The 20,896-nt window shown below is 60.9% G+C and carries 19 protein-coding genes and 1 pseudogene; 15 read left to right on the forward strand and 5 right to left on the reverse strand.

All coding sequences use genetic code 11. From position 1 onward, the window contains the following. Window positions 1-132 precede the first annotated feature (132 nt). The 3 genes and pseudogenes from AC4IC4_RS07945 (at window position 133) to puuE (ending at window position 2,537) form a co-directional block, all read left to right on the forward strand. Window positions 133-849, forward strand: coding sequence for a GntR family transcriptional regulator (locus tag AC4IC4_RS07945; protein WP_491472513.1), 717 nt, complete (start codon window positions 133-135; stop codon window positions 847-849). Continuing rightward, a pseudogene (locus AC4IC4_RS07950) lies at window positions 849-1,717 on the forward strand (aspartate/glutamate racemase family protein); the annotation flags it as partial. The gene AC4IC4_RS07945 and the pseudogene AC4IC4_RS07950, both read left to right, overlap by 1 nt. Beyond that, window positions 1,605-2,537, forward strand: coding sequence for an allantoinase PuuE (gene puuE, locus AC4IC4_RS07955; protein WP_491472514.1), 933 nt, complete (start codon window positions 1,605-1,607; stop codon window positions 2,535-2,537). The pseudogene AC4IC4_RS07950 and the gene puuE, both read left to right, overlap by 113 nt. A gap of 42 nt (window positions 2,538-2,579) precedes the next feature. Here puuE and hpxZ read toward each other — a convergent pair whose 3' ends face one another. From hpxZ to hpxW, 4 genes are read right to left on the reverse strand one after another with little or no spacing between them, the layout of a single operon-like run. After that, complete coding sequence (gene hpxZ, locus AC4IC4_RS07960) at window positions 2,580-2,966, reverse strand: oxalurate catabolism protein HpxZ (RefSeq protein ID WP_032649007.1); 387 nt, start codon at window positions 2,964-2,966, stop codon at window positions 2,580-2,582. After that, window positions 2,963-4,360: an AtzE family amidohydrolase gene (locus AC4IC4_RS07965; RefSeq protein WP_491472515.1), complete on the reverse strand. Its 1,398-nt coding sequence runs from the start codon at window positions 4,358-4,360 to the stop codon at window positions 2,963-2,965. Before AC4IC4_RS07965 ends, hpxZ begins: the two co-directional genes overlap by 4 nt. Beyond that, window positions 4,357-4,545, reverse strand: coding sequence for an oxalurate catabolism protein HpxX (gene hpxX / locus AC4IC4_RS07970; protein ID WP_491472516.1), 189 nt, complete (start codon window positions 4,543-4,545; stop codon window positions 4,357-4,359). Before hpxX ends, AC4IC4_RS07965 begins: the two co-directional genes overlap by 4 nt. Before the next feature lie 10 nt (window positions 4,546-4,555). Next, window positions 4,556-6,139: an oxamate amidohydrolase gene (gene hpxW, locus AC4IC4_RS07975; RefSeq protein ID WP_491472517.1), complete on the reverse strand. Its 1,584-nt coding sequence runs from the start codon at window positions 6,137-6,139 to the stop codon at window positions 4,556-4,558. A 142-nt stretch (window positions 6,140-6,281) separates the two neighbouring features. Between hpxW and hpxU the strand changes: the two genes are divergently transcribed. The 7 genes from hpxU (at window position 6,282) to hpxK (ending at window position 12,629) form a co-directional block, all read left to right on the forward strand. Then, entirely contained in the window at window positions 6,282-7,121 is an 840-nt protein-coding gene (gene hpxU / locus AC4IC4_RS07980; RefSeq protein WP_023311063.1) for a MurR/RpiR family transcriptional regulator HpxU, read from the forward strand. A gap of 191 nt (window positions 7,122-7,312) precedes the next feature. Further along, on the forward strand, window positions 7,313-8,095 hold the full coding sequence (locus AC4IC4_RS07985; RefSeq protein ID WP_491472518.1) for a transporter substrate-binding domain-containing protein: 783 nt from the start codon (window positions 7,313-7,315) through the stop codon (window positions 8,093-8,095). 4 nt (window positions 8,096-8,099) lie between these two features. Further along, window positions 8,100-8,765 (forward strand): amino acid ABC transporter permease, encoded by a 666-nt coding sequence (locus AC4IC4_RS07990; protein ID WP_491472519.1) that lies wholly within the window; start codon window positions 8,100-8,102, stop codon window positions 8,763-8,765. Next, window positions 8,765-9,421 (forward strand): amino acid ABC transporter permease, encoded by a 657-nt coding sequence (locus tag AC4IC4_RS07995; RefSeq protein ID WP_491472803.1) that lies wholly within the window; start codon window positions 8,765-8,767, stop codon window positions 9,419-9,421. Before AC4IC4_RS07990 ends, AC4IC4_RS07995 begins: the two co-directional genes overlap by 1 nt. Next, window positions 9,402-10,139, forward strand: a complete 738-nt coding sequence (locus AC4IC4_RS08000; RefSeq protein WP_023327069.1) for an amino acid ABC transporter ATP-binding protein — start codon at window positions 9,402-9,404, stop codon at window positions 10,137-10,139. Before AC4IC4_RS07995 ends, AC4IC4_RS08000 begins: the two co-directional genes overlap by 20 nt. Window positions 10,140-10,152: 13 nt before the next feature. After that, window positions 10,153-11,394 carry a pyridoxal-phosphate-dependent aminotransferase family protein gene (locus tag AC4IC4_RS08005; RefSeq protein ID WP_199886402.1) on the forward strand — a complete coding sequence of 414 codons (1,242 nt, stop codon included), beginning with the start codon at window positions 10,153-10,155 and terminating at the stop codon, window positions 11,392-11,394. Then, the gene (gene hpxK, locus AC4IC4_RS08010; protein ID WP_491472520.1) at window positions 11,391-12,629 is read left to right on the forward strand and encodes an allantoate amidohydrolase; all 1,239 of its coding nucleotides are present in this window, start codon (window positions 11,391-11,393) and stop codon (window positions 12,627-12,629) included. The genes AC4IC4_RS08005 and hpxK overlap by 4 nt, the downstream gene beginning before the upstream one ends. Here the strand turns inward: hpxK and AC4IC4_RS08015 are convergent. Next, entirely contained in the window at window positions 12,626-13,741 is a 1,116-nt protein-coding gene (locus AC4IC4_RS08015) for an ABC transporter ATP-binding protein (protein WP_024909613.1), read from the reverse strand. The genes hpxK and AC4IC4_RS08015 overlap by 4 nt on opposite strands. 321 nt (window positions 13,742-14,062) lie before the next feature. Between AC4IC4_RS08015 and AC4IC4_RS08020 the strand changes: the two genes are divergently transcribed. Genes AC4IC4_RS08020 through AC4IC4_RS08040 form a run of 5 tightly spaced genes read left to right on the forward strand, consistent with a single transcriptional unit; the run spans window position 14,063 to window position 20,794 of the window. Next, entirely contained in the window at window positions 14,063-15,277 is a 1,215-nt protein-coding gene (locus tag AC4IC4_RS08020; RefSeq protein WP_024909614.1) for an extracellular solute-binding protein, read from the forward strand. A 57-nt stretch (window positions 15,278-15,334) separates the two neighbouring features. Beyond that, window positions 15,335-16,639, forward strand: coding sequence for a carbohydrate ABC transporter permease (locus AC4IC4_RS08025; protein WP_061715575.1), 1,305 nt, complete (start codon window positions 15,335-15,337; stop codon window positions 16,637-16,639). Between the two features lie 11 nt (window positions 16,640-16,650). Beyond that, entirely contained in the window at window positions 16,651-17,502 is an 852-nt protein-coding gene (locus tag AC4IC4_RS08030; protein ID WP_042715482.1) for a sugar ABC transporter permease, read from the forward strand. A 2-nt stretch (window positions 17,503-17,504) separates the two neighbouring features. Next, window positions 17,505-18,707, forward strand: coding sequence for a glycoside hydrolase family 53 protein (locus AC4IC4_RS08035; RefSeq protein WP_024909617.1), 1,203 nt, complete (start codon window positions 17,505-17,507; stop codon window positions 18,705-18,707). 29 nt (window positions 18,708-18,736) lie between these two features. Continuing rightward, window positions 18,737-20,794 carry a beta-galactosidase gene (locus AC4IC4_RS08040; protein ID WP_491472521.1) on the forward strand — a complete coding sequence of 686 codons (2,058 nt, stop codon included), beginning with the start codon at window positions 18,737-18,739 and terminating at the stop codon, window positions 20,792-20,794. Window positions 20,795-20,896: the final 102 nt, after the last annotated feature.

Here is a 20,896-nt window from a genome sequence, read left to right on the forward strand (position 1 = left end):
TGTGAATGAAAACCCGTTAAGTGGGAGTGCAAACGGTGTTGCAGGATCCAGGCCAAAATAATAAATCTTGTATGCAATATTTTATTTTTATGTATACGATTCGATAACGGAAAGTAAAATTCGGAGTGGTAAATGAACAACATAAACGCCCTGCAGACCGCGCCAGACCTGCATGACAAAGACGAATCGATCTTTCAGGCGCTGATGACCGCGATTGTCGAACACCAGCTGCTGCCGGGGAGCAAACTGCCGGAAGAGGCGCTGGCCGAGGTCTTTGGCGTGAGCCGCACGGGCATCCGCAAGGTGCTTCAACGACTCGCCGCTGTGCAAATGGTCACCCTGACGCCCAAGCGTGGTGCACACGTCGCCAGCCCGACGGTGGAAGAGGCGCAGCACATCTTTCGCACCCGCGCCCTGCTGGAGGTCGCCAACCTGCCGGACGTGCTGGCGCACTGCCAGCCGCCGCATCTTGCCGCGCTGGAGACCATTATTCGCCAGGAACAGCAGGCGCACGAGGCCTATGACGGTCCGGCGGCGATTCGCCACTCCGCCAATTTCCACATTCAGCTGCAGGCCATCTCCGGCAACCAGGTACTCACTGAGATGGTGACCGGCCTGAGCCAGCGCTCGTCGCTGGTGATCGCCACCTGGGGCGCGCCGTGGCGTCAGGGTTGCCGCTGCAACGATCACGAAAAGCTGGTGGATCTGCTGCGCCAGAAAGCGCTTGAGCCATTAAGCGATGCCCTAATGCACCATTTTGAACATATTGTCGCCAGCCTCTGCTTCGAGCGGGCGGGCGAGTGCCTGCCTGATTTTGCCCGGCTGTTTGCCGGCCACAAGGAGTCGTAATGTCTGTCTGTATACAAGTGATCAACCCCAACACCAGCCTCGCGATGACGGAAACCATCGGCGCGGCGGCCCGCGCGGTGGCAGCCCCCGGGACGGAGATCCTCGCGGTCTGCCCGAGCGCGGGCGTGCCGTCTATAGAAGGCCACTTTGATGAGGCCATCGCCGCCGTTGGTGTCCTGGAGCAGATCAAAAAAGGCAGGGAGCAGGGCGTGAACGGTCACGTGATCGCCTGCTTTGGCGATCCGGGCCTGCTGGCGGCGCGCGAGCTGGCGCAGGGGCCGGTTATCGGCATCGCCGAAGCCGCTATGCATATGGCGACGCTGGTCGCGACGCGCTTTTCGGTGGTCACCACGCTGCCGCGCACGCTGATTATTGCCCGTCATCTGCTGCACCAGTATGGCTTTCAGGACCATTGCGCGGCGCTGCACGCCATCGACCTTCCGGTACTGGCGCTGGAAGACGGTAGCGGTCTGGCGCAGGAAAAAGTGCGCGCGCGCTGTATACAGGCGCTGAAAGAGGACGGCTGCGGCGCCATCGTGCTGGGCTGCGGCGGCATGGCGACGCTGGCGCAGGAGCTGACCCGCGAGCTGCGCGTGCCGGTGATCGACGGTGTCAGCGCGGCGGTGAAGATGGTGGAATCGCTGGTGGCGCTGGGGTTGTCGACCAGCAAGCACGGGGATCTGGCGTTCCCGGAGAACAAAGCGTTAAGCGGGCATTTTCAGGCATTGAATTCATTTTAATTTTTGGGGGTGGCAATGGGGCATTTCGAACAGGATTATCCGCGGGATCTGCGCGGCTACGCGGGCAACCCGCCGCACGCGCGGTGGCCGAATCAGGCGCGCATCGCCGTGCAGTTTGTGCTCAATTACGAAGAAGGGGCGGAAAACCACGTTCTGCACGGCGATGCCGGTTCCGAGCAGTTCCTGTCGGACATCATCGGCGCGGCCAGCTACCCGGACAGACACATGTCGATGGACTCCCTCTACGAATACGGCAGCCGCGCCGGGTTCTGGCGGATCCACAATGAATTTGAGAAACGCGGCCTGCCGCTGACGGTCTTCGGCGTGGCGATGGCGCTGGCGCGTCACCCGGAGATCGTCGAGGCAATCAAGGCGGCTGATTACGACGTGGTCAGCCACGGCTGGCGCTGGATCCACTATCAGCACATGGATATCCAACAGGAGCGCGAACACCTGCACAAAGCGGTACAGGTGCTGACCGACCTGTTCGGCAAGCCGCCGACGGGCTGGTACACCGGGCGCGACAGTCCCAACACCCGCCAGCTGGTGGTGGAGCACGGCGGCTTCGACTACGACAGCGACTACTACGGCGACGATTTGCCCTTCTGGACGGAAGTGGTCTGCGGCGACGGCGCCCGCAAACCGCACCTGATTGTGCCCTATACGCTGGATGCGAACGACATGCGCTTCGCCACCGCTCAGGGGTTTAACACCGCCGAGCAGTTTTATACGTACCTGAAGGACAGTTTTGACGTGCTGTACGAAGAGGGGGAAAGCGCCCCGAAGATGATGTCCATCGGCATGCACTGCCGCCTGCTGGGGCGACCGGGGCGTTTTCGCGCGCTGCAGCGGTTCCTGGATTATGTGCAGCAGCACGAGCGGGTGTGGGTCTGTACCCGCCAGCAGATTGCCGACCACTGGCGGGAGGTGCATCCGTTTCAGAAGTAATTGAGCCGTGTTTTGCCGGGTGGCGGCTGCGCCTTACCCGGCCTACGACATCAAACTCACCTGCGCTGCCACGATCCGCCACCCATAGGCAAACCGTACCCACGTCTGCTGCTGGCGGCCAATGCGTTCCGTGCTCTCCCGTGTAAACTCGGTGCTGCACACGGCATAATCCTCTCCGAAGGTGGTGATGACGGTGTGGCGCAGCGTCCGCTGCAGCCCGGCGGCGGGGCGCGCCGCACGAAAGGCGCGGATTTCATCAATCCCGTACAGGTTTTCACCCGCCCCCAGCCGCACCGTGTTTTTGTCGTGCCAGAACAGCTCGTCCAGCACCGCAACGTTGTTGCTCACCAGCGCGTCCTCATAGCGGTAAAACGCGGCCGTCACCTCGGCAACCACCCACGGGAGGTTAATATCATCGTGATTCATCATGCTGCTATCTCCGCCGGACGGGCATCGGTGATGCCGCTCTCCTCCAGAACCCGCGCGACGCGCAGGCAGGCCTGCTCGTTAAACGGCGCGGCAATCAGTTGCAGGCCGATAGGCGCACCCTGCGCGGTACGCAGCGGAACGGTGGTCACGGGTAGGCCCAAAAACGAAATTGGCTGAGTCAGCATCCCCATGCTGGCGCGAATGGGCAGCAGCTGACCGTTAATTTCCATGGTCTGCTCGCCCGCCAGCGTGGCGCTGCGCGGGGTGGCCGGGGCGATCAGCACGTCGGCCTGCGCGAACAGGGTTTTAAACGCCTGCCGGGCGTGAGCGCGAAACCGCTGGGCCTGAATGTACCAGGCGGAGGGGATCATCGCCCCGGCCAGCAGGCGTTCGCGGGAGTGCGGCTCAAAGCGCTCGGGCTCGCGGCGAAGCGCGGGCAGGTACTGGTTTCCCCCTTCCGAGGCGCTGATGATAAACGCCGCAGAGCGCGCCAGCTCGGCGTCCGGGAACTGCAGCTCATCCTGCACGTCGAGCGCCTTCGCCACCCGCGCCACGGCGTCTCTGGCGTCCGTGTCGCACCAGGTGGTGAAGTAGCCGCCGAGCACCGCGCAGCGCAGGCCGTCAAGCCCGCGATCGAGCAGGGGGCGCGTCTGCTCGCGGGAGCTCTCTGCCTGAAAACCGTCGCTGCTGTCCCGCCCCTGCAGCGCGTCGTACACGGACGCCAGGTCGCACACGCGGCGGGCAAAGGGGCCGATATGATCCAGGCTTGCGACAAACGGATGGCTGCCGGATCGCGACAGGCGGCCAAAGGTGGGCTTCAGGCCATAGATGCCGCACAGGGAGGCCGGAACGCGAATTGAGCCGTTGGTGTCGGTGCCGAGCGAGAAGTGCACCAGCCCGGCGGCCACGGCGGCGGCTGAGCCGCCGGACGAACCACCCGCAATCCGCGCCTGGTCGTGCGGGTTACGCGTCGTGCCGTAGTGGCTGTTTTCGGTGGTAAAGCCGTAGGCGTAGGCGTCCATATTCACCATCCCGGTCAGCAGCCCGCCCGCGCTGCGCAGCTGGCGCACCGCGAAACTGTCAGCGGCGGCAGCAGGGCGCTGGCTGAACAGCTCGGCCCCGGCGAGAGTGGTGTGGCCGGCAACGTCGAACAGGTTTTTCACCGCGTAGGGCACGCCCGCCAGCGGCGGCAGAGGGCGCTTCTCGCGGCGCAGAGTGTCGATGTTCTCGGCTTCGGCGAGCATGCGTGCTTCCGTCACGGCGGTCCAGGCGTTGATCTGCGGGTTAACGCGCGCAATCCCCTCCAGCGTCTGGCGGGCAATCTCGCTCGCGCTCAGCTCGCCTGCGTTCAGCGCATGCTGGATCGCGCCGATACTCATCTCGTGTAGCCTCATGCTTTATACACTCCTGCAATCTCCAGACGGTCGTCGAGCGGCAGCGCCATCAGCGGGGCGGCCATGCTGGCAATGCGGCTGAACTGCAGCTGCAGCTCGGCGCGCCGGGCGTCATCCAGCTCAACGCCGAGTACGGTTTCCATTTGCGCCAGATAGGCCTGCCAGTCGGGTTGGTGTATCGTCATTTTTTTCTCCTCAGAATCCGGCGGTCGCGCCGTTGCTGCGCGGGTCAAATGCCCCTTCGAACAGCCCGTTGGGGTGGCGAACAATGGCACCCGCGTGGCCCATGGCTTCACTAAAGTCAGGGAAAAGCTCCACCTCGTGACCGAGTACCTGCAGGCGCGCGACCGTCTCGGGTGAAAAACGCCCTTCAAGCTTTAAGGTGTCCGAGGTTTGTCCCCAGGTACGTCCCAGCAGCCAGCGCGGGCGGGTGATGCTCTCCTGCAGGGGGACGCCCTGAACAACGTAGCGGGTAAAGAGCGCGGCCTGGGTTTGCGGCTGCCCGTCGCCGCCCATCGATCCGTAGACCATCACGCGACCGTCCTTCAAACGCGCCGCCGCCGGGTTCAGGGTGTGGAACGGCTGTTTGCCCGGCGCGAGGGCCAGAAGATGGGCGGGATCGAGACTGAACGATGCGCCCCGGTTCTGCCAGACGATGCCGGTATCGGGCAGCACCACGCCGCTGCCGAACTCGTGATAGATACTCTGGATAAACGACACGGCGAGCCCGCTTTTATCCATTACCCCCATCCACACCGTATCGCCGGGGCCTTTGCCGGCTCCCCACGGCGCGGCGCGGCCGTCGTCAACCCTGTCGGCAAGCGCCTGCAGGGCGGCGGGATCCAGCAGACCCTGAATATCGGTTTTCAGCGCGCGCGGGTCGGTGATGTGGGCATCCCGCAGGCCAAAGGCCAGCTTGGTGGCTTCAACAATGCGGTGAAGGGTTTCGGCGTCGTCGGCTTCCGCCATATTCAGGCGGTCGGTAATGCCGAGTATCGCCAGCGAGACCAGCCCCTGCGTCGGCGGGGCGTGGTTAAAGATCTCCCCCTGCTGATGCTGCAGCTTCAGCGGCGCGGTGCGTCGGGCGGCGTGGGCGTTGAGATCGGCCAGCGTCACGGGGAGATCCAGCGTCTCCATGCCGCGCGCCAGGACTTCCGCCAGCGGGCCGCGATAAAAGCTGTCCAGGCCGTCCTCCACCAGGCGCGTGAGGGTCGTGGCCATGGCGGGCTGATAAAAACGGCTCCCGACCTGCGGCGGCTTGCCGTCCACCAGCCAGGTTTCCGCGAAGCCGGGAACATCCTTCAGCTCGTCGAATTTACTGGCCGTGGCGTGGGCCTGAGAGGCCGTGACCGGCGTGCCGTTTTGCGCATAGTCAATGGCGTCGGCCAGCAGGCGAGCCAGCGGCAGCGCCCTGTCGGTCATCTCGCGCGAGACCTTCAGCGCCTCGTCCCAGCCGCTCACCGTGCCAGCGACGGTTAGCGCCGCACGGGGGCCGCGATGGGGGATCTGCGTGAGCCCGTCGTAGGCGGCCAGCGTCGCGCGCGATCCCGCCGCGCCGCTGGCATCAATGGCGACAGGTTCGCCTTCCGGCGGCACGATAAGCCAGAAGCCATCGCCGCCCAGCCCGTTCATATGTGGGTAAACCACGGCGATGGTGGCCGCCGCCGCGACCATTGCCTCTATCGCGTTGCCGCCTTCGCGCAGCACGGCCAGCGCGCTCTGGCTGGCGAGGTGGTGGGGCGCAACCGCCATACCGTGTGTGGAGACATTACTTTGCATGAGGAATCCTCGTAACCCTGAAGGTCACAAGGTGCTGCAAAAGCTGTTCCAGTTCTGAAAGAAAAGTTTCAGTAAACTGGCACGTATAATGAAAGGTAGAATGAAAGGCAAAATGTGATGAAACAAAAGTTACAGAGGCGCTATGGAACAACTGGATGAACGTCTGAAAGCACAGTACCCGTCGCTGTCGCCGCAGGAGCAGCGGGTGGCGGACTTTATTTTCGACCATTTTGACGATCTCATTAGCTACAACAGCGCCGAGCTGGCGCAGCTGAGTGGGGTGTCGAAAGCCACGGTCAGCCGTCTGTTTAAGCGTCTGGGCTATGAGAAATATAAAGACATGCGCGACGAGCTGCGCACCCTGCGCCAGAGCGGGATGCCGCTCACCGATAACCGCGATGCGGTGCAGGGCAATACGCTGCTGGCGCGTCACTATAAGCAGGAGATGGCGAACCTGACCCAGTGGGTCAATGCCCTCGACGCGCAGCAGTTTGCCGACGCCATGGCCTGCATGGTTAAGGCGCGGCGCATCGTCATTATCGGCATGCGTAACGCCTATCCGGCGGCGCTGCACCTGCGCCAGCAGCTGCTGCAGGCGCGCGGTCAGGTGCTGGTCCTGCCGCAGCCGGGGCAGAGCCTGGGCGAGGAGCTGGTGGATTTAACGCCGGACGATCTGGTGGTGATGATGGCCTTCCGCCGCCGCCCGCGCATTATCCGCCCGCTGATGCAGCAGCTTCAGAGCAGCGGTATTCCGGTGCTGCTGATGTGCGAGCCGCAGGCGCACAGCCTGTTCCCGCTGGCGAGCTGGCAGCTCTGCGCCCCGCTGGACAGCGTCTCGGCCTATGACAGCTACTCCTCGGTCAACAGTCTGATCAACCTGCTGGCGAACGCCTTCCTGCATGAAATTCTCGATAAAGGCCGTCCGCGCATTCACGAGATTGCCTCCCTCTACCAGCAGCTGGACGAACTCGAACAGCGATAATGGGGCATCAGGCTGGTGCTTTGCATTGAAATGGTGCAATTGAACGGGGCGAAAATAGAGAGTATTTTCGCCCCGTCCACGTTTTATCAGGCTTTAAGAGAAAATTCCCCGCTTCGCCTTATCTGGCACATTAGTTGCAAAATCACATTCAAAGAATCTTTTGTTTCATGTTAACGTTACGGGGAAGCACCATGAAAAAATTGTTGATTGCACTGGCCGGGGCCGCATGCCTCTTCACACAGCTGCCGGCAAAGGCTGACCAGCTTCAGGATATCGAGAAGCGCGGCACCATTCGCATTGCCGTGCCGCAGGACTTCCCGCCGTTTGGCTCGGTGGGGACCGATCTGCAGCCGCAGGGCTACGACATCGATATGGCGCGCTACCTGGCCCAACAGATGAAGCTCAAGCTGCAGCTGGTGCCGGTGACCAGCGCCAACCGCGTGCCGTACCTGCAAACCGACAAGGTGGACCTGGTCATTTCCAGCCTCGGTAAAAACCCGGAGCGCGAGAAGGTAATCGACTTCAGCCGCGCCTACGCGCCGTTCTTCCTCGGCGTGTTTGGTCCGAAAGGGGCTGAACTGAAGGATGCCGCCGCGCTCAGCGGAAAAACCATCGGCGTGACGCGCGGGGCGGTGGAGGACATGGTGCTGACCGGCCTGGCGCCGAAAGACGCGGAGGTGAAGCGCTACGAAGACAACAACACTACGCTCTCCGCTTACCTCTCCGGACAGGTGCAGTACGTGGCGACCGGCAACCTCGTGGTGGCGGCCATTTCGCGCCAGAACGCGGCGAAAGCCCCGGTGCCGAGCTTTATGCTGAAAGACTCGCCGTGCTTTATTGGCCTGAAGAAGAACGAACCGGCCCTGAAGGCAAAAGTGGATGCGCTGATTGAGCAGGGCATCAAGGACGGCACGCTGAACGGCCTGTCTGAGCAATGGCTGAAGGCCCCGCTGCCGGCAAACCTTGGCGCCTGAGCCGATGACTGAGCAACTTGATTTTTCAGCCCTCTGGCCGCACTGGCCGGAGCTGCTGGCCGGGATGTGGGTCACCGTTCAGCTGACGGTGATGGCCACCGTCGGCGGGCTGGCAACGGGGATTTTCGGGGCGGCGATCCGCAGCGGACGCACGACCTGGTTCAGCCGCATCTGGGGCGCATACGTGGAAATTATCCGCAACACGCCGTTTGTGGTGCAGCTATTTTTCATCGTCTTCGGCCTGCCGAATCTGGGGCTGAAGATGACGGCGGGGGAAGCGGCACTGCTGGCCATGGTGGTGAACCTGGGCGCCTACAGCACCGAGATTATTCGCGCGGGCATTCAGGTCACGCCGAAAGGGCAGTGGGAGGCCGGTCGCGTGCTGGGGCTGACCCGCCTGCAGACCTTTATTCGCGTGGTGCTGCCGCCCGCGCTGCAGCGCATCTACCCGGCGCTGGTGAGCCAGTGCATCATCGTGATGCTCGGCTCGTCGGTGGTGTCGCAGGTCTCCTATGAAGAGCTGACCTTCGCCGCCAACCTGATCCAGTCCAGAACGTTTTTAAGCTTTGAGGTCTATCTGGTGACAACCGGGATTTACTTAGCGCTGTCTATTACCCTGCGCCAGCTGATGATGGCGGCAGGACGGAAATGGCTGGGGGTGCAGGCATGATGACCACCTTTACCGACTGGGACATTATTCGCAATCTGCTGCTGGCCGGGCGCTGGACGGTGCTGCTGTCGCTGGTGGCGTTTGTCGGCGGGGCGGCGGTGACGCTGCCGCTCCTGCTGCTGCGCCTGACGGGCGGGCGCACGGTGAAGCGCATTATTCGCGGCTATATTGAGCTGTTTCAGGGCACGCCGCTGCTGATGCAGCTGTTCCTGGCCTTCTTTGGCGTGGCGCTGTTCGGCATCGACGTCTCGCCGTGGACCGCCGCCTCGCTGGCGTTAACCTTCTACACCAGCGCGTTTCTGCTCGACATCTGGTTTGGCAGTATTCTCGCCTTGCCAAAAGGGCAGTGGGAAGCGTCGCGCTGTCTGGGGCTGACCTTTGGCCAGACCCTGTTTCGCGTGGTCGTCCCGCAGGCGCTGCGCATCGGCATTGCGCCGACGGTCGGCTTTGCCGTGCAGGTGATCAAAGGCACCGCGCTGGCGTCGATTATCGGCTTTATCGAGCTGACCAAGGCCGGGACCATGCTGACCAACGTGACCTATCAGCCGTTTAAGGTCTTTGCGCTGGTGGCGCTCGGCTACTTTATTCTGTGCTATCCGCTGTCGCGCTACAGCCGCTATCTGGAGACGAAATTCAATGCCTCTCATCACCATTAATCAGGTGCAGAAGTACTACGGCGATAACCACGTGCTCAAGGGCGTCGATCTGGATATCGACATGGGCCAGGTGATCTCCATTATCGGGCGCAGCGGATCGGGCAAAAGCACGCTGCTGCGCTGCATCAACGGACTGGAAGGCTATCAGGACGGCAGCATCAAGCTGGGCGGCATGACCATTACCGATCGGGATTCCCAGGCGCGTGAAATCAGCCGCTCGGTCGGGATGGTGTTCCAGAGCTTCAACCTGTTCCCGCACATGACGGCGCTGGAGAACGTGATGCTCGCCCCGCGTCGGGTGCTGAAGAAAAGCGCCGCCGAATGCCGGGCGCTGGCGCAGCAGATGCTGGAGAAGGTTGGCCTCGGCGATCGTCTGGATTACTACCCGTCGAGCCTCTCCGGCGGCCAGCAGCAGCGCGTGGCGATTGCCCGCGCGCTGGCGATGTCGCCGAAAGTGTTACTCTGCGACGAGATCACCTCCGCGCTGGATCCGGAGCTGGTGGGCGAAGTGCTCAAAGTGCTGGAGCAGCTGGCGGCCGAGGGGATGACGCTCATACTGGTTACCCATGAAATGAATTTTGCCCGCGAAGTGGGCGACCGCGTGGTGTTTATGCACCAGGGGAAAGTCTGGGAGCAGGGCGACAGCAAAACGCTGTTCGCCAACCCGCAGACCACGGAACTGAAGCAGTTCATCTCCTCCGTGCGCGGCCTCAACTGATAAGGACTTAACAATGGATATCGCACGCTTTCCGCAAATCAACCCGCCCCAGCGCCTGCTGATGGGGCCCGGCCCGATCAACGCCGACCCGCGCGTGCTGCGCGCCATGTCGAGCCAGCTGATCGGCCAGTACGATCCGGCCATGACCCACTACATGAACGAGGTGATGGCGCTCTACCGCGGGGTGTTCCGCACCGAAAACCGCTGGACGATGCTGGTGGACGGCACCTCCCGCGCGGGAATTGAGGCCATTCTGGTCTCCGCCATTCGCCCGGGAGATAAGGTGCTGGTGCCGGTCTTTGGCCGCTTTGGCCATCTGCTGTGCGAAATTGCCCGCCGTTGCCGCGCGGAGGTGCATACCATCGAGGTGCCGTGGGGCGAGGTGTTTACCCCGGACCAGGTGGAGGATGCGATTAAGCGTATTCGTCCGCGCCTGCTGCTGACCGTGCAGGGCGACACCTCCACCACCATGCTGCAGCCGCTCGCGGAGCTGGGCGCCATCTGCCGCCGCTACGACGTGCTGTTTTACACCGATGCCACCGCGTCGCTCGGCGGCAACGCGCTGGAGACCGACGCCTGGGGGCTGGATGCCGTTTCGGCCGGGATGCAGAAATGCCTCGGCGGCCCGTCGGGCACGTCGCCGATCACCCTGAGCGCGCGGATGGAAGAGGCGATCCGCCGCCGCAAGTGCGTGGAGGAGGGCATTCGCACCGACGCCCACCGCGACGGCGACGAGGAGATGATCTACTCCAACTACTTCGATCTCGGCATGGTGATGGACTACTGGGGGCCGGAGCGCCTGAACCACCACACCGAAGCCACCACCGCGCTGTTTGGCGCCCGCGAATGCGCGCGGCTGATCCTGCAGGAAGGGCTGGATAACGGCATCGCCCGCCACAGGCTGCACGGCGATGCGCTGCTGAAGGGCATTCAGGCGATGGGGCTGGAGACCTTCGGCGACCTGAAGCACAAGATGAACAACGTGCTGGGGGTGGTGATCCCGCAGGGCGTCAACGGCGACCAGGTGCGTAAGCTGATGCTGGAGGATTTCGGGATTGAAATCGGCACCTCGTTTGGCCCGCTGCACGGCAAAGTGTGGCGCATTGGCACCATGGGCTATAACGCGCGTAAGGACTGCGTGATGACCACCCTGAGCGCGCTGGAGTCGGTGCTGAACTACCTCAAATTCACCACCACGCAGGGGGCCGCCATGCAGGCCGCGTGGGACCACTATCGCCGCGAGACGCCGCAATGAGCCCGGCGGCAGAACGGGTGATGGCGCGCGCCGACGCGCTGGCCGCCATCAGCGAAACCCCGGATGCGCTGACAAGGGTATACCTCTCGGCGCAGCATCTGCAGGCCAACCAGCTGGTTGGAGAGTGGATGCGCCAGGCGGGCATGACCGTCTGGCAGGACAGCGTGGGCAATATCTGTGGACGCTACGAAGGGGCACAGGAGGGAGCCCAGGCGGTGCTGCTTGGCTCGCATCTGGACACCGTACGCAACGCCGGGCGCTACGACGGCATGCTCGGGGTGCTCACCGCCATTGAGGTGGTGGACAGCCTGCACCAGCAGGGTCTGCATCTGGCGCAGGCCATAGAAATTGTCGGCTTTGGCGACGAAGAGGGAACCCGTTTTGGGATCACCCTGTTGGGCAGCCGGGGCATCACCGGCACCTGGCCGCAGGGCTGGCTGGAGACGTGCGATGCTCAGGGCATCAGCGTGGCGCAGGCGATGGTGCAGGCGGGGCTCGATCCTGCCCGCGTGGCGCTCGCGGCACGTCATCAGGACGATTTCAGCGCCTGCCTGGAGCTGCACATCGAACAGGGACCCTGTCTGGAGCAGGAAGGGCTGGCGCTGGGCGTGGTAGAAGCCATCAACGGCGCGCGCCGCCTCAGCTGCCGCTTCACCGGCGAGGCCGGGCATGCGGGTACCGTGCCGATGAATCACCGCAAGGATGCCCTGGCCGCCGCCGCCGAGTGGATGGTGCTGATCGAAAACACCACCCGACAGCAGGGCGGCAACCGGGTGGCGACGGTCGGTGAGCTGCGCTGCGTGCCCGGCGCGGTCAACGTGATCCCTGGCGAGGTTGCGCTCTCGCTGGATATTCGCGGCCCGCAGGATGCCCCGCTTGACGCGCTGCTCGCTGAACTGTTGGCGCAGGCGCAGGCGATTGCCGCGCGTCGCGGTCTGCGCTTCAGCGCCGAGGAGTTTTACCGGATCGCCGCCACGCCGTGCGATGCGCGTTTGCAGGATCTGCTGGGACAGGCCGTTGAGTCGGTGCAGGGGCGCTCATTATCGCTGCCGAGCGGCGCCGGGCATGACACCATCGCCCTGGCAGAACGCTGGCCGGTCGGCATGCTGTTTGTGCGTTGCAAAGGGGGCATCAGCCACCATCCGGCGGAATCGGTGATGGCTGACGATGTTGCCCTGGCGATTGAGGCGTTTGGGCGGGCGGTGAGAAAGCTGGCTGACGGTGGCGCGCGTTAAGCCACCGAACGCACCGCATCTTCGATATCCGCGCTCACCCGGACATCCTGCTCGTCAAAGACCATGCAGTGGCGATCGTCGAAGGCCACGTCTATCTTCTGCCACGGGGCGAACTTAACGTCGCCCGGCAGCAAGATTTTGACGTTGTCGTGGCCGTAGCACTGGCCAAAGAGATAGGTGTTGTTCCCGAGTCGTTCAACCACTTCGCAGTGAAACTCCAGCGGCGTGCCCAGGCGAAGGTCAGTGGTTAAATGTTCCGGACGGATGCCCAGCGTGACCTGACTGCCCGGCTGCAGCGGCGTGGTGGTCACGGCGAGCGTCAGTGACTTCTGCTGCGATAGTCTCACCGTCAACGCGCCCGGCTGCCAGGCTTCAACCGTGGCCGGCATGAAGTTCATCTTCGGCGAACCGATAAAACCGGCCACGAACCTGTTCACCGGCTTGTAGTAGAGATCCATTGGCGCGCCCATCTGCTCCACTTTGCCATAGTTCATCACCACAATTTTATCGGCCAGCGTCATGGCCTCAATCTGGTCGTGGGTGACATACACCATGGTGGTTTTCAGCTCCTGGTGCAGGCGAGCGAGGTGCAGGCGCATCTCCACGCGCAGTTCGGCATCCAGGTTGGAAAGCGGCTCATCGAACATAAAGACGCGCGGGTTACGCACGATAGCGCGGCCAATCGCGACGCGCTGGCGCTGGCCGCCGGAGAGCTGTTTGGGCTTGCGGTCCAGCAGGTGAGAAAGCTGCAGCGTTTTGGCGACCATCTCGACCTGATGGCGGATCTGATCTTTCGGCACTTTATTCACCTTCAGCCCGTAGCCCATGTTTTCGGCCACCGTCATGTGCGGATAGAGCGCGTAGGACTGAAAGACCATCGCCACCCCCCGGTGGGAAGGGGCGATGTCGTTCATCACCTCGTTACCGATCAGCACTTCACCCTCGCTTATCTCCTCCAGCCCGGCAATCATGCGCAGCATCGTGGATTTGCCACAGCCGGAAGGCCCGACGAATACGGCAAACTCACCGTCCTCTATATCAAGATTAACGTTGTGGAGCGTGACGGTGTCGCCAAAGCGCTTGGTGACATTCCTCAATTGTATGTTCGACATCAGTGTTCCCCAGGTAAACCGCCGGGTATGTTTTACGTATAACAATCACGTTCAACGTGGCCGGACGGTGCAATTTGTCTGCCTTGACTATAACTTCCAGCATTCATGCGCCCTATACAGATATTCCATTAATGTTATGACGATCACACAACTTGCAGTTTTATGTAGAGTTATCATGATGTGAAGGGTAGCGTATAGCCAACCAAAGGCATTTGATGTCATACGTACAGCGCCAGTTTTAACAGGATGTATAGCGGGGTTTGTAGGGCGTTAGATGCAATAACAACCATAAAATTGTTATACCTTCACATGAGGTTGATAATGAAAAAGAACATACTCGCTGCTCTGATCCTCTCTACGCTCGCGGTTCAGGCTCACGCTACCGCGCAGCTTAACGTCTGGGAAGACATCAAGAAGTCGTCCGGTATTAAAGATGCGGTCGCGGACTTTGAAAAACAGTACGACGTTAAGGTCAACGTGCAGGAAACCCCTTACGCACAGCAGCTGGAAAAACTGCGCCTGGACGGCCCGGCAGGCATTGGCCCGGACGTGCTGGTCATTCCTAACGATCAGCTGGGCGGCGCCGTCGTACAAGGGTTATTGACCCCCCTGAATCTGGACAATAAGCAGACCGAACAGTACACCCCGGCCTCGATTAACGCCTTCAAAATGGATAACGCCCTCTACGGCGTGCCGAAAGCGGTTGAGACGCTGGTGCTGATCTACAACAAAGATCTCATCGACAAGCCGCTCAACTCGCTGCAGGACTGGTATGACTTTTCTAAACAGCAGCGCGCAAAAAACCAGTACGGTCTGCTCGCCAAGTTCGATCAGATTTACTACAGCTGGGGCGCGATCTCCCCGATGGGAGGCTACATCTTCGGTCAAAACGATAAAGGCGGCTATAACGCCAGCGACGTCGGCCTGAACAAGCCGGGCGCGGTAGAAGCCGTGACGTACCTGAAAAAATTCTACGCTGACGAGATTTTCCCTGCCGGGATAGTCGGCGACAACGGCCTGAACGCAATCGACTCCCTGTTTACCGAAAAGAAAGCGGCAGCCGTCATCAACGGCCCGTGGGCGTTCCAGCCTTATGAAGCGGCAGGCATCAACTACGGCGTGGCGCCGCTGCCCACGCTGCCGGACGGCAAGCCAATGAGCTCCTTCCTCGGCGTGAAAGGCTACGTCGTTTCCACCTGGAGCAAGGACAAAGCGCTGGCGCAGAAATTTATCGAATTCATCAACAAGCCGCAGTACGTGAAAACCCGCTACGTGGCCACGCGGGAGATCCCGCCGCTGACCGCAATGATCGACGATCCGGTAATCAAGAACGACGAGAAGGCGAGCGCCGTTGCGGTGCAGGCCGCGCGAGCCACCGCCATGCCGGGTATCCCTGAAATGGGCGAAGTCTGGGGGCCGGCCAACGCCGCGCTGGAGCTGAGCCTGACCGGCAAACAGGATCCCAAAGCCGCGCTGGACGGCGCAGAGAAACAGGTCCAGATGCAAATCGAAGCCATGCAGGCCAGCAACCAGTAATTTTCTGACGTCGCAGAACGGGAGGCCACTCTCCCGTTTTATTGAAAGGAGTTGTCTGTGAGTATCATCCCGGAAAATTTTGCCAGACCGCACGGGGCCGGGCGTCACGCCTGGACCGGCCTGCTGCTGGCGGTCATCCCCGGCTTCGGCCAGTTCTATCACCGCCAGTGGCTGAAGGGCGTTATCTTCCTGGTGCTGCTGGCCAGTTTTATCGGCGTTTTTGCCGATTTCCTGCGCGAAGGGCTTTGGGGGCTGGTGACGCTGGGGGAGGAAGTGCCGCGGGATAACTCCATCTTCCTGCTGGCAGAAGGGATCATTAGCGTACTGATCGCCGCCTTTGGCGTGATGGTGTATTACCTGTCGATGCGCGATGCCTGGGTTAACGGTCGAAAACGTGATGAAGGGCTGGGGCTAAACAGCGTGCGTAAGCAGTATCAGATGCTGCTAAGCGACGGCTTTCCGTATCTGATGATCACGCCGGGCTTTATTCTGCTGGTGTTTGTGGTGGTTTTCCCGATCCTGTTCGGTTTTGCCATCGCCTTTACTAACTACAATCTTTACCACACGCCGCCGGCTAAGCTGGTGGATTGGGTTGGGTTTAAGAACTTCGTCAATATTTTCACGCTCTCCATCTGGCGCTCAACCTTCTTCGACGTCCTGCAGTGGACGGTGGTTTGGACGCTGCTCGCCACCACGCTGCAATGTACCGTGGGCGTGCTGCTGGCTATCCTGGTGAACCAGAAAGACCTGCGCTTTAAGCCGCTTATCCGCACCATTTTCATTCTGCCGTGGGCGGTGCCGGGTTTTGTCACCATTCTGGTGTTTGCCGGAATGTTCAATGACTCTTTCGGTGTGATAAACAACGCCATTCTGGCCTTCTTCGGCATTGCGCCGAAAGCCTGGATGACCGATCCGTTCTGGACCAAAACGGCGCTGATCCTGATGCAGACCTGGCTCGGCTTCCCGTTTGTTTTTGCTATGACCACCGGCGTGCTGCAGGCGATCCCTGACGATCTGTACGAAGCCGCCACCATGGACGGGGCCAGCAGTGCGACCAAGCTGCGCACCATCACGCTGCCGCTGGTGCTTTATTCCATTGCGCCAATACTGATTACCCAATACACCTTCAACTTCAATAACTTCAACATCATCTACCTGTTCAATAACGGCGGACCAGCGGTGGTGGGGTCCAATGCGGGTGGGACAGATATCCTGGTGTCGTGGATCTACAAGCTCACCATGTCGTCGTCGCAGTACGCGATTGCGGCGACCATCACTATCCTGCTGTCGATCTTTGTCGTCGGTCTGGCGCTGTGGCAGTTCCGCGCCACCAAATCTTTCAAAAACGACGACATGGCGTAAGGGACGTAACAATGGCTCAATCACAAAGTATTAAACGTGAGAAGTGGGTACGCCTCTCGCTCTCCTGGCTGGTTATCGTGCTGGTGTCGACGATTATCATCTACCCGCTGGTGTGGACGGTCGGCGCGTCGTTTAACGCGGGTAATAGCCTGCTCAGCTCCTCAATTATTCCTGAGAACTTTTCGGTGCAGCACTATGCCGACCTGTTTAACGGCCAGGTGAACTACATGACCTGGTACTGGAACTCGATGAAAATCAGCTTCCTGACCATGGTACTGACCCTCATCAGCGTCAGCTTTACCGCCTATGCCTTTTCGCGCTTTCGCTTTAAGGGACGCCAGAACGGGCTGATGCTGTTCCTGCTCCTGCAGATGATCCCCCAGTTCTCGGCGCTGATTGCCATTTTCGTGCTGTCGCAGCTTTTGGGCCTCATCAACAGCCATCTGGCGCTGGTGCTGATCTACGTGGGCGGCATGATCCCGATGAATACCTACCTGATGAAAGGTTACCTCGACGCCATCCCGAAAGATCTGGATGAATCCGCGCGCATGGACGGGGCCAGTAATTTCCGGATTTTCATCGAAATTATCATGCCGCTTTCGAAGCCGATTGTGGCGGTGGTGGCGCTGTTCTCCTTCACCGGGCCGCTGGGGGATTTCATCCTCTCCAGCACGATTCTGCGCACCCCGGACAAATACACCTTACCCATCGGGCTCTATAACCTGGTGGCGCAAAAAATGGGTGCCAGCTACACCACCTACGCGGCAGGCGCGGTGTTGATTGCGGTGCCGGTAGCGATCCTCTATCTGGCATTACAAAAATACTTCGTCTCCGGCCTGACCTCCGGGAGTACCAAAGGATAATCATGAAAAGACTCAAACCTGCTTTACTTGCCGTTTGCCTCTCCTGCGGCCTTGCCGCGAGCGCGTTTGCGGCGGACGGGGTGAAAACGCGTCCTTTTAACGCCATGCCCGCGGACTTTATCAAGGGCGCGGATATTTCGACGCTGCTGGAAGCGGAACAGCACGGCGCCAAATTTTATAACAACAGCGGCCAGCAGCAGGACGCGATTGCGATCCTGAAGGCTAACGGGGTGAACACCGTGCGCCTGCGCCTGTGGGTTGACCCGCAGGATGCCGACGGCAACACCTACGGCGGCGGCAGTAATAATCTCGAAAACACCCTCGCGCTGGCGAAGCGCGTAAAGGCGCAGGGCCTCAAGCTGCTGCTCGATTTCCACTACAGCGACTTCTGGACCGATCCGGGCAAACAGTTTAAGCCAAAAGCCTGGGAGAAGATGGGCTACCCGCAGCTGAAAACGGCAATTCATGACTACACCCGCGACACGATTGCCCGCTTTAAGAAAGAGGGCGTATTGCCGGACATGGTGCAGATAGGAAACGAAATTAACGGCGGCATGCTGTGGCCGGAAGGGAAAAGCTGGGGGCAGGGCGGCGGCGAATTCGACCGCCTGGCCGGGCTGCTCAACGCCGCGATTGGTGGACTGAAGGAGAACCTGACCGACGGCGAGCAGGTGAAAATCATGCTGCATCTGGCTGAAGGCACCAAAAATGACACCTTCCGCTGGTGGTTTGATGAAATCACGAAGCGCGGCGTGCCGTTCGATATCATCGGCCTGTCGATGTACACCTACTGGAACGGCCCGATTAGCGCGCTGAAGACCAACATGGATGACATCAGCAGGCGCTATAACAAAGACGTGATTGTGGTGGAAGCGGCCTATGGCTATACGCTGGAGAACTGCGATAACGCCGAGAACAGCTTCCAGGCTAAAGAGGAAAAGGACGGCGGCTATCCCGGCACCGTTCAGGGTCAGTACGACTATATTCACGATTTAATGCAGTCCGTGATTGATGTGCCTGACCGTCGCGGCAAGGGCATCTTTTACTGGGAACCGACCTGGATTGCCGTTCCGGGCACCACGTGGGCCACCAAAACCGGCATGAAATATATCCATGACGAGTGGAAAGAGGGTAATGCCCGTGAGAATCAGGCGTTATTTGATTGCCAGGGCAAAGTGCTGCCGTCAATCACGGTATTTAACTAGTTTTTATCTTCATTCAGGACGTTTTAAATATGAATAAATTTGCGCCTTTAAGTCCAAAGGTCGCGGCGTTATTGCATGGCGCCGACTATAACCCGGAGCAATGGGAGAATTACCCCGGTATTATTGAAAAAGATATCGCCATGATGCAGCAGGCGAAATGTAATGTCATGTCGGTGGGGATATTTAGCTGGGCGAAACTGGAGCCTCAGGAAGGGGAATATGATTTTGCCTGGCTGGACAGCATTATTGAAAAACTCTATGCGGCGGGCATTCATATATTTCTCGCTACGCCGAGCGGCGCGCGTCCGGCATGGATGTCGCAAAAATATCCTGAAGTGCTGCGCGTCGGACGCAACCGCGTCCCCGCGCTGCACGGCGGGCGTCACAACCACTGCATGTCGTCTCCGGTTTACCGCGAAAAGACGATGAAAATTAACAGCCTGCTGGCGGCGCGTTATTCGCATCATCCGGCGGTGCTGGGCTGGCATATCTCCAATGAGTACGGCGGCGAATGCCACTGTAGCCTGTGCCAGGAACGCTTCCGCGACTGGCTAAAGGCGCGCTACAAAACCCTCGACGCGCTGAACCATGCGTGGTGGAGCACCTTCTGGAGCCATACCTACACCGACTGGTCGCAAATTGAGTCCCCCGCGCCGCAGGGGGAAGTGTCGATTCACGGCCTGAATCTCGACTGGCGCCGCTTCAATACCGCGCAGGTCACCGATTTTTGCCAGCATGAAGTGGCGCCGCTGAAGGCCGCCAATGCCGACCTGCCGGTAACGACCAACTTTATGGAGTATTTCTACGATTATGACTACTGGCAGCTGGCGAAAGCGATCGACTTCATCTCCTGGGACAGCTACCCGATGTGGCACAAGGAGAAAGACGAAACGCAGCTGGCCTGCTATACCGCCATGTACCACGACATGATGCGCAGCCTGAAGGGCGGTAAACCCTTTGTGCTGATGGAGTCCACGCCGAGCACCACCAACTGGCAGCCGACCAGCAAGCTGAAAAAGCCGGGGATGCATATTCTCTCCTCTGTTCAGGCGGTGGCGCACGGGGCGGATTCGGTGCAGTACTTCCAGTGGCGTAAGAGCCGCGGGTCGGTGGAGAAATTCCACGGTGCGATTATCGATCACGTGGGGCATCTTGATACCCGCGTCGGGCGCGAAGTGACGCGTCTGGGGGAGATGCTGGCCCGTCTGCCTGAGGTGGTGGGGTGCCGCACCGACGCGCGCGTGGCCATTATCTTTGACCAGCAAAACCGCTGGGCGCTGGACGATGCCGAAGGCCCGCGCAACATGGGGCTGGAGTACGAAAAAACCGTCAACGAACACTATCGTCCGTTCTGGGAAAAGGGCATCGCGGTCGACGTCATCGACGCTGACGGCGATCTGAGCCGCTACGCGCTGGTGATTGCCCCCATGCTCTACATGGTGCGCGAAGGTTTCGCCGAGCGGGCGGAAGCCTTTGTGGCCGCGGGCGGGCATCTGGTGACGACCTACTGGAGCGGGGTAGTGGATGAGACCGATCTCTGCCACCTCGGCGGTTTCCCGGGCCCGCTGCGCAAGCTCCTCGGCATCTGGGCGGAAGAGATTGACTGCCTGGGCGAGGGGGAGCGAAACCTGGTTCAGGGGCTGGCGGGCAATGCGGCGGGCCTGCAGGGGCCGTATCAGGTCAGGCATCTGTGCGAGCTGATCCATACTGAATCCGCGCAGGCGCTGGCGACCTACCGGGATGATTTCTACGCAGGTCGCCCTGCGGTGACGGTCAACCGCTTTGGCAAAGGCAAGGCGTGGCACGTGGCGTCGCGTAACGATCTGCCGTTCCAGCGCGATTTCTTTGCCGGGATTATCGACGAGCTGGCGCTGCCGCGCGCGGTCGAGGGGGATTTCCCGCCGGGCGTGGTCGCGACGGCGCGCACGGATGGCGAAACCGCCTGGGTGTTTGTGCAGAACTACACGGCCCAGCAGCAGCTCATCACGCTGCCGCAGGGGTATACCGACTGCATGACCGATGCCGCCGCTGCGGGCGATGTCGTGCTGCTCCCCTGGGACTGTCGGGTGCTCAGGCGTAAAGCGTAAGAACCGCCCGGCGGCGCTGCGCTTGCACGGGCCTACAAAACCCGTAGGCCGGGTAAGCGCAGCGCCACCCGGCAACAAAGCACAAAACGCCTGCTCCCCGAG

This window comes from Enterobacter sp. Taxon_2, from assembly GCF_058355295.1.

What these genes read in the sequence shown, in the direction of transcription:
- AC4IC4_RS07945 (WP_491472513.1), top strand. Translation starts at nt 133, where the DNA reads ATGAACAACATAAACGCCCTGCAGACCGCGCCAGACCTGCATGACAAA.
- puuE (WP_491472514.1), top strand. Translation starts at nt 1,605, where the DNA reads ATGGGGCATTTCGAACAGGATTATCCGCGGGATCTGCGCGGCTACGCG.
- hpxZ (WP_032649007.1), bottom strand. Translation starts at nt 2,966, where the DNA reads ATGATGAATCACGATGATATTAACCTCCCGTGGGTGGTTGCCGAGGTG.
- AC4IC4_RS07965 (WP_491472515.1), bottom strand. Translation starts at nt 4,360, where the DNA reads ATGAGGCTACACGAGATGAGTATCGGCGCGATCCAGCATGCGCTGAAC.
- hpxX (WP_491472516.1), bottom strand. Translation starts at nt 4,545, where the DNA reads ATGACGATACACCAACCCGACTGGCAGGCCTATCTGGCGCAAATGGAA.
- hpxW (WP_491472517.1), bottom strand. Translation starts at nt 6,139, where the DNA reads ATGCAAAGTAATGTCTCCACACACGGTATGGCGGTTGCGCCCCACCAC.
- hpxU (WP_023311063.1), top strand. Translation starts at nt 6,282, where the DNA reads ATGGAACAACTGGATGAACGTCTGAAAGCACAGTACCCGTCGCTGTCG.
- AC4IC4_RS07985 (WP_491472518.1), top strand. Translation starts at nt 7,313, where the DNA reads ATGAAAAAATTGTTGATTGCACTGGCCGGGGCCGCATGCCTCTTCACA.
- AC4IC4_RS07990 (WP_491472519.1), top strand. Translation starts at nt 8,100, where the DNA reads ATGACTGAGCAACTTGATTTTTCAGCCCTCTGGCCGCACTGGCCGGAG.
- AC4IC4_RS07995 (WP_491472803.1), top strand. Translation starts at nt 8,765, where the DNA reads ATGACCACCTTTACCGACTGGGACATTATTCGCAATCTGCTGCTGGCC.
- AC4IC4_RS08000 (WP_023327069.1), top strand. Translation starts at nt 9,402, where the DNA reads ATGCCTCTCATCACCATTAATCAGGTGCAGAAGTACTACGGCGATAAC.
- AC4IC4_RS08005 (WP_199886402.1), top strand. Translation starts at nt 10,153, where the DNA reads ATGGATATCGCACGCTTTCCGCAAATCAACCCGCCCCAGCGCCTGCTG.
- hpxK (WP_491472520.1), top strand. Translation starts at nt 11,391, where the DNA reads ATGAGCCCGGCGGCAGAACGGGTGATGGCGCGCGCCGACGCGCTGGCC.
- AC4IC4_RS08015 (WP_024909613.1), bottom strand. Translation starts at nt 13,741, where the DNA reads ATGTCGAACATACAATTGAGGAATGTCACCAAGCGCTTTGGCGACACC.
- AC4IC4_RS08020 (WP_024909614.1), top strand. Translation starts at nt 14,063, where the DNA reads ATGAAAAAGAACATACTCGCTGCTCTGATCCTCTCTACGCTCGCGGTT.
- AC4IC4_RS08030 (WP_042715482.1), top strand. Translation starts at nt 16,651, where the DNA reads ATGGCTCAATCACAAAGTATTAAACGTGAGAAGTGGGTACGCCTCTCG.
- AC4IC4_RS08035 (WP_024909617.1), top strand. Translation starts at nt 17,505, where the DNA reads ATGAAAAGACTCAAACCTGCTTTACTTGCCGTTTGCCTCTCCTGCGGC.
- AC4IC4_RS08040 (WP_491472521.1), top strand. Translation starts at nt 18,737, where the DNA reads ATGAATAAATTTGCGCCTTTAAGTCCAAAGGTCGCGGCGTTATTGCAT.